Origin of the sequence: Microbacterium schleiferi (assembly GCF_015565955.1) — a bacterium.
In the GTDB taxonomy this organism is placed as follows: Bacteria; Actinomycetota; Actinomycetes; order Actinomycetales; family Microbacteriaceae; genus Microbacterium; species Microbacterium schleiferi_A.
On the sequence record NZ_CP064760.1, the window covers coordinates 51,646 to 64,409 of the forward strand.

General features: G+C 66.5%; 13 protein-coding genes and 1 pseudogene. 8 read left to right on the plus strand and 6 right to left on the minus strand.

Annotation, left to right across the window (positions count from 1 at the left end):
• Nucleotides 1-33: 33 nt before the first annotated feature.
• Both IT882_RS00260 and IT882_RS00265 read left to right on the plus strand, forming a co-directional pair.
• Nucleotides 34-1,320 (plus strand): adenylosuccinate synthase, encoded by a 1,287-nt coding sequence (locus IT882_RS00260; protein ID WP_195692679.1) that lies wholly within the window; start codon nucleotides 34-36, stop codon nucleotides 1,318-1,320.
• A 12-nt stretch (nucleotides 1,321-1,332) separates the two neighbouring features.
• Nucleotides 1,333-2,358, plus strand: coding sequence for a lactonase family protein (locus tag IT882_RS00265; protein ID WP_195692680.1), 1,026 nt, complete (start codon nucleotides 1,333-1,335; stop codon nucleotides 2,356-2,358).
• Nucleotides 2,359-2,689: 331 nt separating this feature from the next.
• Here IT882_RS00265 and IT882_RS00270 read toward each other — a convergent pair whose 3' ends face one another.
• Entirely contained in the window at nucleotides 2,690-3,061 is a 372-nt protein-coding gene (locus IT882_RS00270; RefSeq protein ID WP_195692681.1) for a hypothetical protein, read from the minus strand.
• A 274-nt stretch (nucleotides 3,062-3,335) separates the two neighbouring features.
• On the opposite strand from IT882_RS00270, the gene IT882_RS00275 reads away from it, so the two are divergent.
• Complete coding sequence (locus tag IT882_RS00275) at nucleotides 3,336-4,880, plus strand: helix-turn-helix transcriptional regulator (RefSeq protein ID WP_195692682.1); 1,545 nt, start codon at nucleotides 3,336-3,338, stop codon at nucleotides 4,878-4,880.
• On the opposite strand, the gene IT882_RS00280 is transcribed toward IT882_RS00275, so the two are convergent.
• Nucleotides 4,877-5,923 (minus strand): AI-2E family transporter, encoded by a 1,047-nt coding sequence (locus IT882_RS00280; protein WP_324253954.1) that lies wholly within the window; start codon nucleotides 5,921-5,923, stop codon nucleotides 4,877-4,879. The two genes, IT882_RS00275 and IT882_RS00280, sit on opposite strands and share 4 nt — an antisense overlap.
• Here IT882_RS00280 and IT882_RS16120 point away from each other — a divergent pair.
• From IT882_RS16120 to IT882_RS00300, 5 genes and pseudogenes are all read left to right on the plus strand, one after another.
• Nucleotides 5,879-6,052, plus strand: a complete 174-nt coding sequence (locus IT882_RS16120) for a hypothetical protein (protein WP_229382451.1) — start codon at nucleotides 5,879-5,881, stop codon at nucleotides 6,050-6,052. The two genes, IT882_RS00280 and IT882_RS16120, sit on opposite strands and share 45 nt — an antisense overlap.
• Before the next feature lie 59 nt (nucleotides 6,053-6,111).
• Nucleotides 6,112-6,411 (plus strand): chorismate mutase, encoded by a 300-nt coding sequence (locus IT882_RS00285; RefSeq protein WP_195692683.1) that lies wholly within the window; start codon nucleotides 6,112-6,114, stop codon nucleotides 6,409-6,411.
• Nucleotides 6,412-6,649: 238 nt separating this feature from the next.
• Nucleotides 6,650-7,950: pseudogene (locus IT882_RS00290) on the plus strand (quaternary amine ABC transporter ATP-binding protein).
• Nucleotides 7,950-8,906 (plus strand): ABC transporter permease, encoded by a 957-nt coding sequence (locus IT882_RS00295; protein WP_195692684.1) that lies wholly within the window; start codon nucleotides 7,950-7,952, stop codon nucleotides 8,904-8,906. The pseudogene IT882_RS00290 and the gene IT882_RS00295 overlap by 1 nt, the downstream one beginning before the upstream one ends.
• A gap of 94 nt (nucleotides 8,907-9,000) precedes the next feature.
• On the plus strand, nucleotides 9,001-9,918 hold the full coding sequence (locus tag IT882_RS00300; RefSeq protein WP_195693943.1) for a glycine betaine ABC transporter substrate-binding protein: 918 nt from the start codon (nucleotides 9,001-9,003) through the stop codon (nucleotides 9,916-9,918).
• Nucleotides 9,919-10,007: 89 nt separating this feature from the next.
• Here IT882_RS00300 and IT882_RS00305 read toward each other — a convergent pair whose 3' ends face one another.
• From IT882_RS00305 to IT882_RS00320, 4 genes are all read right to left on the minus strand, one after another.
• A complete protein-coding gene (locus tag IT882_RS00305; RefSeq protein WP_195692685.1) occupies nucleotides 10,008-10,478 on the minus strand; it encodes a hypothetical protein in 471 nt (156 codons plus the stop codon).
• A 212-nt stretch (nucleotides 10,479-10,690) separates the two neighbouring features.
• A complete protein-coding gene (locus IT882_RS00310) occupies nucleotides 10,691-11,377 on the minus strand; it encodes a hypothetical protein (protein WP_195692686.1) in 687 nt (228 codons plus the stop codon).
• On the minus strand, nucleotides 11,374-12,291 hold the full coding sequence (locus IT882_RS00315; protein WP_195692687.1) for an ABC transporter ATP-binding protein: 918 nt from the start codon (nucleotides 12,289-12,291) through the stop codon (nucleotides 11,374-11,376). Before IT882_RS00315 ends, IT882_RS00310 begins: the two co-directional genes overlap by 4 nt.
• A gap of 40 nt (nucleotides 12,292-12,331) precedes the next feature.
• Complete coding sequence (locus IT882_RS00320) at nucleotides 12,332-12,712, minus strand: GntR family transcriptional regulator (RefSeq protein WP_195692688.1); 381 nt, start codon at nucleotides 12,710-12,712, stop codon at nucleotides 12,332-12,334.
• Between the last annotated feature and the right edge of the window lie 52 nt (nucleotides 12,713-12,764).

Genomic DNA, 12,764 nt, shown 5'->3' on the forward strand with positions numbered 1-12,764 from the left:
CCTACCAGCTCACGTCACTCCGGGGGAATTTTCATGCCAGGCATCGTGATCGTCGGAGTGCAGTGGGGCGACGAGGGTAAGGGCAAAGCCACCGACCTGCTCGGTGAGCGCACCGACTGGGTCGTCAAGTTCAACGGCGGCAACAATGCCGGTCACACTGTCGTGATCGGCGATGAGAAGTACGCCCTGCACCTGCTTCCCTCCGGGATCCTCTCCCCGGGTGTCAACGCCGTCATCGGGAACGGGGTCGTCGTCGACCTCGAGGTCCTGTTCGGCGAGCTCGAGGCGCTGCGCGCTCGCGGGATCGATACCTCACGACTCAAGGTCAGCTCGGCGGCGCACGTGATCACGCAGTATCACCGCACGCTCGACAAGGTCACCGAGCGCTTCCTCGGCAAGCGCCAGATCGGAACGACGGGGCGCGGCATCGGCCCGGCCTATGCCGACAAGATCAACCGCGTGGGCATCCGGATGCAGGACCTGTTCGACGAGAACATCCTGCGCCAGAAGGTCGAGGGGGCGCTCGAGCAGAAGAACCACCTGCTCGTGAAGGTCTATAACCGCCGGGCGATCGAGGTCGACGAGATCGTCGAGGACCTGCTCTCATACGCCGACCGGCTTCGTCCGATGGTGGCCGATACGTCGCTCCTGCTGAACGACGCACTCGATAGGGACGAGCTCGTGGTCTTCGAGGGCGGTCAGGCGACCATGCTCGATGTCGACCACGGCACCTACCCCTTCGTGACGTCGTCCTCGGCGACCGCGGGAGGCGCGGCGACAGGATCGGGAGTCGGCCCGAACCGCCTTGATCGGATCGTCGGCATCGTCAAGGCCTACACGACGCGCGTCGGGTCGGGCCCCTTCCCGACCGAGCTCTTCGACGAGCACGGCGAGTGGATCCGGCAGCGTGGCTTCGAGTTCGGCACGACGACCGGACGCCCACGGCGAGTCGGCTGGTACGACGCGCCCATCACGCGGTACGCCACGCGCATCAACGGCATCACCGACCTCGTGCTCACCAAGCTCGACATCCTGACGGGCCTCGACCAGATCCCGGTGTGCGTCGCGTACGACGTCGACGGCCGCCGCTTCGACGACGTTCCCGACAACCAGTCGGACTTCCACCACGCGCGACCGATTCTGGAGTACCTGCCCGGCTGGAGCGAGGACATCTCGGGCGCGCGCACGTTCGAGGACCTGCCGCTGGAAGCGCAGGACTACGTGCTCGCCCTCGAGGAGATGAGCGGCACGCGGATCTCGGTGATCGGTGTCGGCCCCGGCCGGGATGCGGTCATCGTGCGCCACGACCTGGTCGACTGAGGCCAGGAGCTCATGCGATTTCTCGTGGGCGGCTACACCGCTGACATGGAGGGCACGGCCGAGGGTATCGGCATGCTCACGGCGGGCGAGGCCGACTCGACCACGGGCGGTGCCCTGAGCTGGCGGGGAACGCTCGCGGTCGCACCATCGCCGTCGTGGGTCGCCAAGCACCCGACGCGCGATGTCGTGTACGCGACACTCGAAGGCGCGGGAGCCGTGCAGGCATTCCGGGAGCAGGGTCCCGACTCATGGGTCGCCCGGGGGAAGCCGGTTCCGGTCGGTGCCGCACCGTGCCACATTCTCGCCGGACGCGAGCGGCTCTTCGTCACCTGCTGGGGCGATGGTCAGGTCGTTCAGCTCGACCTGGATGCCGAGGGTGGCATCCGCGGGTCAGCGACAGCGGATGCGGCATCCGACCCCTACGCGGGTTACGACCAGGAGGCGCGGGTCTCGCATGCCCACCAGTCGATCGTCGTGGGTCCGGGTCTTGTCGCCACGACCGACATGGGCTTTGATCTCGTGCGCTTCTGGCAGACCGGGTCGCGTGCGCCGAGGCTCGTGCAGCAGGTGACGCTGCCGCGCGGTTCGGGCCCCCGGCATGGCATCCTGCACCCCAGCGGGCACCTGTACATCGTCGCGGAGCTCTCGTGCGAGCTGTTCGTGCTGGCTCCCGACGATGCAGGAACCTGGCATCTTGTCGGGGGAACGCCGCTGGGCACCGGGACGCTCGACGGTGACACGGCAGCGGAACTCACGCGATCCTCCGACGGCACACTCCTCTATGCCGGGGTGCGGGGTAGCAACACGATCGCCGTGATGCGGGTCACCGGCGAGGGTGAGGCGGTCTCGCCGCTCGCCCTTGTGGAGGCCGGGGTCGACTGGCCGCGGTACCACCTGGTCATCGGCGATGGCCTGATCGCCGCGGGACAGCGATCCAGCGACGTCGCGGTGCTGCCGATTGATGCTCGCGGCATCCCGGGGCGCGCCACGACCAGGACCGAGGTGCCTTCACCGACCTGCCTCTTGCCTCTGCCGTGAGAGGTGCCGCATCGGTCTGATCGCGGCTGTCGTCAGCGCGATCGTCATGGTGCAGGGCGTGATCGCCGCTGGCCTCCTGTGGCGCGCATGGTAACGACCAAGCGCTATCTCGATGCGTCCTCCGACGCCGCGGGGGAAATTCCCGAGCTCGTGACTGTCGCCGTGCGTTCACGCATCTGCGGCGGCGAGTGGTCCTGCGTGAGCGCAGCGGCAGACAGCGCGATGGCGGCGGCCGCGAGCGATCCGACCAGAAGGTAGTGCCACCACCGCGGCCCGCTGGGAGGCGGACCCGGGCGATGTGCGCTCTGCTTCCTCCGTCTGCGCGCTTGTCTCATGCGGCGCTCTCCTCCGGTTCGGACGGGCTCATGACAGGCACCGGGACGCGCATGGGGGGCGAGATGTGGATCTCGCGGATTCGCCCGCTCGTGGTGAGTACCGCGAGCGGAGTCCAGAGCGTGACCTCGTCATGGAAGCTCTTCGCGTGCCACTCAGCCCAGGCGAGAAGGTGATCGGGTTCGGCGTCGTGAGCCGAGATCAGTCGAAGCGTCGATGAGCGATGGACGACCACCATCTCGAACCACCGAGTGAGATTGCCCTTGCCGAGATAGGTGTGTTGCGGCTCGACGAGCACGCAGTCGTCTTCGAGGTCTCGCAGAAAACCCGGCAGGTCCGCAGCATTGATAGCCCGGATCCATCCGGACACGACAGAAGCAGCAGAACGGCGGGTCACGAGCCTTCCCCCAGACAACAGCACGGCCGCGGGCGCTCGAAGAGGCCTGCGGTTTCCCCCACCCTCGATTATTCGCGCCGGAGCCGAGTGCCCCTGACGCGCCCAGAGGATTTCATCCCCTTCTCGTCGAGAGATCGTCCGCCGATAGACAGCATTTAGACTGCAGATAGCGCGGACCTCATCAGGATCTCCGCCCCATCCCAGGCTCCGTTTGGCGGGTGCAGGCAGCCTTCGTTATAAGGAACCCATGCACCGCCACATCGATGACAAGCTGCGCGACGACCTCAGCGCGGCGATCGATGCCGAACGTGTAGCCGAGGTGGAGTCGATCCTCGAGTTCGCGCTGTGGGGGCTCTTGTTCGAGGATCTGCGCTTGGCAAGCCGTGCTTTGGCGGCGTTGGCTCCGCACGACGGAGTCTGGGCCGTCCGTGTCGCGGCAGCGCGCGTCGTGTTGCGTTCGCATCAAGGCTCCGATCTGCTCGGGGTCCCGGAACTGGCTCCCGGTGCCCCGACCGAGCACGACGCCGTCCGCGTGGAATCGACGCTCGTTGCCCTCAGCGCGAGTCGCTGCCGGGCACAGCCCGAGGCGCACGCGGAGTTTCTCGTGGAGATGACGCGGCGCGATATCGACGGGACGCTCGAGGCGCCTGGCTCACCACCGCTGCTGCGTGCCCTGTTGCGCGTCCAGTTGGCCATTGCGCACCTTCACGCCGGGTCGTCGGCAGCAGCCCTCGCTCATTTCGCGATCGCCGCGCGGCTTGCCGACACGTGCAGCACGCTGCACCGCAGCATCCTCGCTAAGTCCGCAACCGTGCACGCGTTGCGCGGGAATCTGGTGGAGGCTCGGCGTCAACTGCGGCGTTTCGACCGGGTCGGTGGCGAGATCCCGGCCACCTGGACCCGAGCGCTGCGAGAAGAGCAGGCTCTGGCCGAGGCGCTGATCCTCGTTGAGCGCTTCGACGCTCACGACCCGGACAGGGAATGGCCCGAGGTGGAAGCCTCGGATGACCTCTGGCCGGTCACGGCCCTGCTTCGGGCACGGCAGGCGCTGCTCGAGCGAAGCCCGATGCGGGCCCTGGAGATCGTCGAGTTCGCGGAGGCGACGCATCCGGGTGGGCGCAGTCTGCTCGCACAGGATGTCGTCGCGTCGATGAAGGCCCATGCGTTGCTCCAGCTCGCGGAGCCCGACCGCGCTCGGGAGGTGCTGGACGAGGCGCCGGAGGGTCCCCTCGTCGTTCTCGCCATGGCGCATCTGCACATGTTCACCGGCCAGGCAGCGACTGCCCGAGAACTCGCTGCCGGCGTTCTCGCCCGGCCGACGAGCAGCCTCGTGGAACGGGCTGAAGCGCTGCTACTCAGGGTCTGGGCAGACGCGGTACTCGGACGCGCACCGACTCCGGGTGACGGCGGCATCATTGGCCGGATGGTTGTCGCAGCGGGACTCGTGCGGATCATCGCCCACATGCCGGGATGGCTCATGGATGAGATCGTCGACCTGTCGGAACGCGGGATGCGCACGGCGTTCGAAGCTGCCGTGGAGAAGGCGTCGGCTGCGCTCGTGGTGACGGAGCGTCCGCGATTGACACCGCGAGAAGCTGTCGTGCTGAAGGCTCTCGAGCGCTACGGCTCGGTCTCCGACATGGCCAAGGCGTTGTCGGTGTCGCAGAGCACGGTTAAGACGCAGTTGTCAGGGATCTACCGAAAGCTCGGGGTGACCTCGCGTCACCATGCGGTCCCCGCCGCCTACCGTCTGGGGCTGCTGGACCGGTCTGACCGCGTCCAGATGGCCTAGAGTTTCGCGTCCTGCCGAGGGATCACGACCTGCTTGATGATCAGCAGGATGGACGCGGTGATCGGGATGGCGACGAGCGCGCCGAGCAGTCCCAGGAGAGTTCCGCCGACGAGGGCTCCGATGACCACAAGCGAGCCGGGAACCGAAATCGCGCGGTTCATGACCCGCGGTGTCAGCACGTACGCCTCCAGCTGCATGTAGATGAGATACAGCGCGGCAAAAATCAGGGCGGTGATCGGGTTTGTGAACAGTGCGACCACCGTGGCGATGCCCCAGTACAGCACGGAACCGACGAGGGGGATGAGCGTGATGCAGAAAGCGACCACGGCCATCAGCGCGGGGAAGGGAAGTCCGAGGAAGAGGTGCAGGAAGAAGGCGACGACCGAGTTGAAGAACGCGAGAATCACCATCCCCATGAGGTAACCACCGATACCGTCGGTGATCTGCTCGGTCATCTCGGTGACCTTCGCTCTCGCCCGTGCGGGAGTGAGGCGGACGAAGCTGGCCTTGATCGTGTTGAGCGAGGCGAGGAAGTACAGGCTCAGGACGATCACGATGATGATGCCCGAGATTGCCGTCGCGATCCCCGCGCCGACCGCCAGCACACCGCCCGTGATCGAGGCGATGTTCGCGGGGTTGAGGATGAAGTTCTCGACATCGTTGAGGATCGTGCCGATCTGGTCGCCGAAATTCGTCTGCATCCACCCGAACGCGTCCGACTTCTCGAAGTCGTTGATCATCGTCGGGATGTCGCGGATGAACTGAGCCACCTGTGAGATGACCGTCGGCATGATCAGGAGCATGACGCCGGCAATGACCAGGAGGAAGCCGACGTAGACGATCACCATCCCCCAGACCCGTCGCACGCCCTTGCGCTCGAGCGCCCGCACGATCGGGTCCAGGCCGAGCGCAGCGAACAGCGCGAAGCTGACGTAGATGATGACGGTCGCGAGGTTCGATACCGCCAGGCCGAGCAGAATCGCCGCCAGTCCCCCAGGGTGACGGCGAAGCCGACGGCGAAGGGCTGGTCGAGGCCGACCCAGAACGGCCGCCGCTCGGGGGTGCCAGCGGCTGCATCCGCCGGTGCCGAGGTGACGTCGGCGGAGGCATCCTTCGCGGGTGCCGCTGTCGCTGGCGGGGTCGGGCTCTCGTCGCTCATGGTCACACTCTAGGGGGCCGCTCTCTCGGTGAGGGGGAGGCGATACTCTCGACACAGTCCGAAGGGAGTGGGATGACCGAGCCGATCGACCCCGTTAGCGACCTGCTACGCCTCCGCGCGACGATCGACAACATCGACGCGGCGCTGATCTTCATGCTCGCCGAGCGTTTCCGGGCCACGAAGCAGGTGGGTGTCTTGAAGGCCGAGCACGGCATGCCGGCCTCCGATCCCACGCGAGAAGAGCAGCAGGTAGCGCGGCTGCGCCGCCTCGCCGAGGACGCGGATCTGGACCCAGAATTCGCGCAGAAGTGGTTCTCCTTCGTTGTCGCCGAGGTGATCCGCCACCACACGGAAGCTGCTGACGGGCGCTGAGCGGGCACGTCGCCGGTTTGTCACTCGGATAGGCAGACTGCTAGCGTGGGCCGTTGGGTTCCCGAACCCTTCGACCCAGTCCGCGGTTGCCGATGTTCGATCTCGGCGAGCGTACGGTCGGTGATCGTGCTCGAATCCGACATTCGACGCCAGCGCACGCGTGCCCGTTTCCGCGTGCCCGTGATCGCCACCCGGGCGTGACCGATGCAGCCAGCTGCAGCGGCTGCCAAGGTGCACAGTGACCACAACTCCTGCGTTAGAAGCGCGAGGCCTTTTCAAGGTCTTCGGCAAGAATCCCCAGTCGGCCGTCAAACGTCTTCGCGCCGGACAGTCGCGCGCTGACGTCGCAGATGAGGGGACCGCCGCCGTCATCGACGCGAGCTTCGCGGTCGCCCCCGGCGAGATCTTCGTGATCATGGGCCTGTCGGGGTCAGGCAAGTCAACGATCATCCGCATGCTCAACGGACTGTACGAGGCAACCGCCGGGTCCGTCACCGTCCGCGGCGAGTCGGTCACTGACACGACGCCCGCCAAGCTGCGTGAGTTGCGGCGCGATCGCGTGTCGATGGTCTTCCAGCACTTCGCGCTGCTGCCGCATCGGTCCGTCGCCGACAACGTCGCCTACCCATTGCAGCTCCGTGGTGTCGAGCGCTCCGAGCGGCTGGCGAAGGCGGAAGAGATCCTCGCGCTGGTCGGGCTCGAAGGCTGGGGAGACAAGCTGCCCTCGGCCCTCTCCGGCGGCATGCAGCAGCGTGTGGGGATCGCTCGCGCGTTGGCAGCCGACCCTGACGTGCTGCTGATGGATGAGGCTTTCAGCGCCCTGGACCCCTGATCCGACGGGAAATGCAGGAGCAACTGCTCGAGCTTCAGGAGAAGCTGCAGAAGACGATCGTCTTCATCACCCACGACCTCAATGAGGCGATGCTCCTCGGCGACCGCATCGCCGTGATGCGCGATGGCCGCATCGTGCAGATCGGCACACCCGAGGACATCCTCACCGACCCCGCCAACGACTACGTGGAGCAGTTCGTCCAGGACGTGGACCGTGCGCGCGTGTTGACCGCGGCGAACGTGATGGAACGGCCCCGCGCCGTCGTCACCGAGACGGCCGGCCCCCGCACCGCGTTGCGGCAGATGCGCGACGCCTACACCGCCGCGGCGTACGTGGTGGGACGCGACCGCAAGCTCAGGGGGATTGTCACCGACCGCGATGCGATGAAGCTCGTCCAGAACGGAGAGAAGTCGATCGGCTCGGCGATCAAGCGGGCCCCGCAGAGCGTTCGGGAGGATGAGGTCCTCATCAACCTGTTCGTGCCCTCCGTCGAGTCGCCCCTGCCCTTGGCTGTTGTCGATGACCAGGGCAGATTGACCGGCGTCATTCCCCGCGTGACCCTCTTGGCAGCGCTCGGGCCAGGAACCGGCGCCACGGGCGAGATCACCATCCCGGTCATTCCTGTCTCGGGGGCAGAGATCGACGAAGTGCTCGCGCAGGTACCCCATGACGAAGAACACACCAGCGACGCGGAAGAGGTTGTCTGATGGATTTCCGCATTCCTATCGGCCAGTGGGTCGAGACAGTCGTCGACTGGCTGCGAGATAACCTCAGCGGTCTGTTCGACTTCATCACCGTCGTCGTGCGATTCCTCGTCGACGGACTCACCGACATCCTCCTGATCATCCCCATTCCCGCGATGATCGTCATCTTCGCGCTCGTCGGATGGCTCGTGCGGTCGTGGCAGATGGCTGTGGGCACGGTGGTGGCCTTTGTATTCATCATTGCGATGGACCTCTGGGTCCCGACCATGCAGACGCTCTCCCTGGTCCTGGTGGCGACCGTGGTCGCCCTTGCCATTGCCATTCCGCTCGGGATCTGGTCGGCACGCAACGACACGGTGCGGACGATTCTCAAGCCGGTGCTGGACTTCATGCAGACGATGCCAGCCTTCGTCTACCTGATCCCCGCCATCACGTTCTTCAGCATCGGAGTCGTGCCGGGCCTGGTTGCGACAGTCATCTTCGCGCTGCCTCCGGGCGTGCGCCTGACCGAGCTCGGCATCCGCGGAGTCGATTCGGAGACCGTCGAGGCTGGCCAGGCTTTCGGCGCAACGCCCTCGCAGATCCTGCGCGGCATCCAGCTGCCGTTGGCGACGCCGACGATCATGGCCGGTGTCAACCAGGTCATCATGCTGGCACTGTCGATGGCGGTTCTCGCCGGAATCGTCGGCGCGGACGGCCTCGGCAAGATCGTCGTCCAGTCGGTGTCGACGGTCAATCTCGCCCTTGGCGTGGAGGCAGGCCTGGGCGTCGTGATCATCGCCGTCTACCTGGACCGGGTGACTGCAGCGCTGGGCAACCGCGCCGACTACCCCTCGTCGCTACGGAGCGTGCTTGCCCGCCGACGGACCGCGCGCGCCACAGCAGCCGCGCAGTCGAGAGACGAAGACACACAGAACCACGTGGGAACGGAGGCACTCCAGCCCACGGGCAGCCGGTAACCACCGGCTGAGGAGGAGCGCGGACACCACGCGGCTTCCCACCAAGAGAAGAAGATACGGAACGAACGAGACATACATGAAGGATGCGTTTCACATGAACAAGCGACACCTCAGCACAGCATTGGCTCTCGGGGCCGTGGCCACACTCGCGCTCGCGGGCTGCAGCAGCTCCTCCGAGCCCAGTGGCGACCAGACCGACGCCTCCGGCAACATGAGCTGCGAGACCGTCACGCTCGGCTTCCTCCCCTCGTGGACGGACGGCCTGAGCACCGCGTACCTGCTGCAGAACCAGCTCGGCGCGCTCGGCATCGACGTCGAGATGCAGACGCTCACCGAAGCGGGCCCGCTCTACGCCGGTCTCGCCCAGGGCGACGTCGACATCTACCCCTCCGCATGGCCTGAGCTCACTCACGCCTCGTACATGGAGGAGTACGGCGACAACATCGAGGACCTGGACGCCTACTACGAGGGCGCCAAGCTCACGATCGCGGTTCCCGACTACGTCGACATCACCTCGATCGAGGACCTCGCGGGCAACGCGGACCGTTTCGGCGGCCGCATCGTCGGCATCGAGCCGGGCGCGGGCCTGACCGCTCAGACCCAGGACGTCATGATGCCCGCATATGGCCTGGACGGCGAGTACGAGCTCGTCACCTCGTCGACCGCCGCGATGCTCACCGAGCTCGGCAACGCCGTCGACGCACAGGAGGACATCGTCGTGACCTCGTGGCGTCCGTTCTGGGCCAACGCGGCCTACGGTCTGAAGGACCTCGAGGACCCGCAGGGCGCCATGGGCGAGCCCGAGGCTCTGCACTTCCTCGGCACCGCCGGATTCTCGGAGCGTTGCCCCGAGGCCGCCGACCTCATCGCCGGCATCCAGCTGAGCGACGCGGACTACGCCTCGCTCGAGGACATGGTCGTGAACGAGTACGGCGAGGGCCGCGAGGCCGAGGCTGTTGAGGCCTGGATCTCGGAGAACCCCAACGCGTTCAGCACCATCATCGTGCAGTGATCCACGCGCACTGACGAGGGGCTCCCGGCCATCTGGCCGGGAGCCCCTCTGCGTGGTTTCGGCATCCGTCAAGGGATGGCACGCGTCGACTATTCGGAGATCGGGTCCACCCAGTAGCGCAGACTCTCGTCCGCGTGGGTCTCTTCGAGCTTGATCGCCCACTCGGCACTCTGGAAATACCACTGCTCGATGCCGTCGGAGTCGACAGCAACCTTCTGCTCGAAGCCCATCTCTTTCAGTGAGTCAGCGAACGCGCGCGCCTCGTCGCTCGTGACGCCCGAGTAGATGTACTCCCATGCGCTCGACTCCGGGGTGGCGCTCACCAGGGTGCCGGGTGGCACCGGGAGACTCGTGTCGAGCCCCTCGGGGCGCTCGCCCTCGGGCTCGGCCTTGGGCTCGGCGGGTGCCTCGTCAGATTCTTGGCTGACGGGAGCCATCGCGTCGGCCGTGGCGGCGGGGGCGTCGTCCGCGCTACCGTCGCCGGCGGTGCAGCCGGCGAGCAGTAGCGCGGCCAGGGCAGCGGCGGCGAGGGCGGTGGCGGGGGAACGGTGCGCGAGCATGGGTCTCCTTGGCTCAATGGCGACAGGGGCGTCGACCCGACCGTAGGGGCGCGGCACGTCAGCGTCGATGAGTAGAGATTGCCTACGACGAGCGAGCGGCGAGGGGCGAGGACGGCGTCGACGGCCGAGCCCACAACGCGCCCGTGGTGCAGTGACGGCAGAGGGGCTCCCGACCATCTGGCCGGGAGCCCCTCTGCCGTGTGTTGTGCGGATCAGGAGGTGACGCGCCGCAGCAGACCGTAGCCGATGCCGCTGAGTGCGATGAAGGCGATCACGAGGCCGATCGCAAGTCCACCGGGCCCTTGGGTGGCGATCCACCCGAAGACCGGCGCCCAGGCATCCAGCTGACCGATGACCCAGAGCGCGCCGAGCAGCAGGAGGGCGAGGCCGACGAGGATGACGGTCAGCACGAGCGGTCCGAAGCGGCGGTAGATCGTGCCGATCACGAAGCCCGAGACGAAGAACACCATCGTCAGGGCGAACACGACGGCAGCTCCGACCAGGGGGCCGCCACTGACGAGCCAGCCCAGGGCGAAGAAGTAGCCGTTCATGCCCCAGCCGTTCGTTGCCTGCTCGATCAATCCGCCGACCAGGACGATCGCGCTGAGAATGAAGCCGGTGACCGCAGACGAGAGCAGCGTGCCCAGGAAGAACTCGCGGCGAGTGACGCTCATGGCTTGCGAGAACGGGAAGGTCTGGGTCAGCGACAGGATGCCGAGCACGAAGAAGTACCACATCGGGGCCTGCGCACCGCCGCCGTACTTCATCGCCTCCAGTGGCAGCATCGACCAGATCAGCAGCGTCACCAGGAATGCGCTGCCCAGGATGATCAGGGGAAGCCAGACGTAGGTCTGGCGGTTCACGAACTGCATCCTCACGACATTTCCGATGCGGTTCATTGCTGGGCTCCCTTCGACGTGGGGCGAGCTTCGGTGGCGGTGGTCGTCGACTCCGCCTCGTGCTGGGTCTTGCGAACGATCAGTTGCTGCAGCGAAACCGGGCCGACCTCAAGGCCAGCTGCCGCCAGTTCAGCCCGCTCGGCAGGGCTCAGCGCGCCGAGCACTGTGACAGACACCATGGGCCCGAGCGCCTCGCGGTGGAGAATGTCGCGCCCGGCGGTGAAGGCATCGACACGGGCCGCGTTACCGACGATCGAGGTAGCGCTGTTGCGGACGGCGTCAGTCTCTTCATCCAGGACGATCCGTCCCCGGTCGATGACGAGCACGCGCTCGAGGAGGTTAGCCACCTCATCGATCAGGTGACTCGACAGGATGATCGTGCGCGGATGCTCGCTGTAGTCCTCGAGCAGCCGGTCGTAGAAGATCTGGCGCGCGACGGCATCCAGGCCGAGGTACGGCTCGTCGAAGAAGGTCACTTCGGCCCGCGAGGCGAGACCGATGATGACGCCGACGGCCGAGAGTTGTCCGCGTGAGAGCTTCTTGATGCGCCGCTTCAGGGGCAGCTGGAAGTCCTCGACGAGGCGATCTGCAAGGTTCTGGTCCCAGTTCGGGTAGAACAGCTTCGCGGTCGCGAACGCGTGGAGCGGCTTCGCGTCATCGGGGTAGCGCTGGCTTTCGCGCACGAAGCACAGCCGGCGCAGCACGCGGGCGTTCTCGTAGGGATGCTCACCGAAGACCCGCACGTCGCCCGACGTCGCGAAGTTCTGTGCGGTGAGGATCGACATGACGGTGGTCTTGCCGGCGCCGTTGCGCCCGAGCAGGCCGTAGATGGTGTCTTTCTGGATCGAGAAGCTCACATCGTCGACCGCGACGGTGTCGCGGTAGCGCTTGGTGAGGTTCTTCACCTCGATCACGGTTTCGCCGGCACCCGAGGGGGCGCGACATCGTTGATGGTCATTGGTCGCCTTCCGTTGTCGTGTTCTGCGCGTGCTCTCGGAGCAACTGCGCGAGGTCTTCGGAGCCGAGCCCGAGCTTGCGGGCCTCGGCGAGCAGGGGGGTCAGGTAGCGCTCGCGGAACGCCGCGCGCCGTTCGGCCAGCAGCGTCTCGCGGGCACCGGGGGCCACGAACATTCCGATGCCCCGTCGCTTGTAGAGCACGCCCTTGTCGACGAGCATCGTCACTCCTTTCGCGGCCGTGGCGGGGTTGATGCGATAGAAGGCGGCGAGCTCGTTCGTCGATGGGGCCTGTGCCTCTTCGGCCAGGCTGCCGTCGACGATCGAGTCCTCGACGCTCTCCGCGATCTGCAGGAAGAGGGCCTTGCCTTCTTCGATCATCCGCGCCTCCGGTGGTGTCAGTGGGTTAGTTACTCAAGTAGGTAACCACATA

Coding starts and splice junctions, on each gene's coding strand:
- IT882_RS00260 (WP_195692679.1), top strand. CDS start 34: ATGCCAGGCATCGTGATCGTCGGAGTGCAGTGGGGCGACGAGGGTAAG.
- IT882_RS00265 (WP_195692680.1), top strand. CDS start 1,333: ATGCGATTTCTCGTGGGCGGCTACACCGCTGACATGGAGGGCACGGCC.
- IT882_RS00275 (WP_195692682.1), top strand. CDS start 3,336: ATGCACCGCCACATCGATGACAAGCTGCGCGACGACCTCAGCGCGGCG.
- IT882_RS00285 (WP_195692683.1), top strand. CDS start 6,112: ATGACCGAGCCGATCGACCCCGTTAGCGACCTGCTACGCCTCCGCGCG.
- IT882_RS00295 (WP_195692684.1), top strand. CDS start 7,950: ATGGATTTCCGCATTCCTATCGGCCAGTGGGTCGAGACAGTCGTCGAC.
- IT882_RS00300 (WP_195693943.1), top strand. CDS start 9,001: ATGAACAAGCGACACCTCAGCACAGCATTGGCTCTCGGGGCCGTGGCC.
- IT882_RS00305 (WP_195692685.1), bottom strand. CDS start 10,478: ATGCTCGCGCACCGTTCCCCCGCCACCGCCCTCGCCGCCGCTGCCCTG.
- IT882_RS00310 (WP_195692686.1), bottom strand. CDS start 11,377: ATGAACCGCATCGGAAATGTCGTGAGGATGCAGTTCGTGAACCGCCAG.
- IT882_RS00320 (WP_195692688.1), bottom strand. CDS start 12,712: ATGATCGAAGAAGGCAAGGCCCTCTTCCTGCAGATCGCGGAGAGCGTC.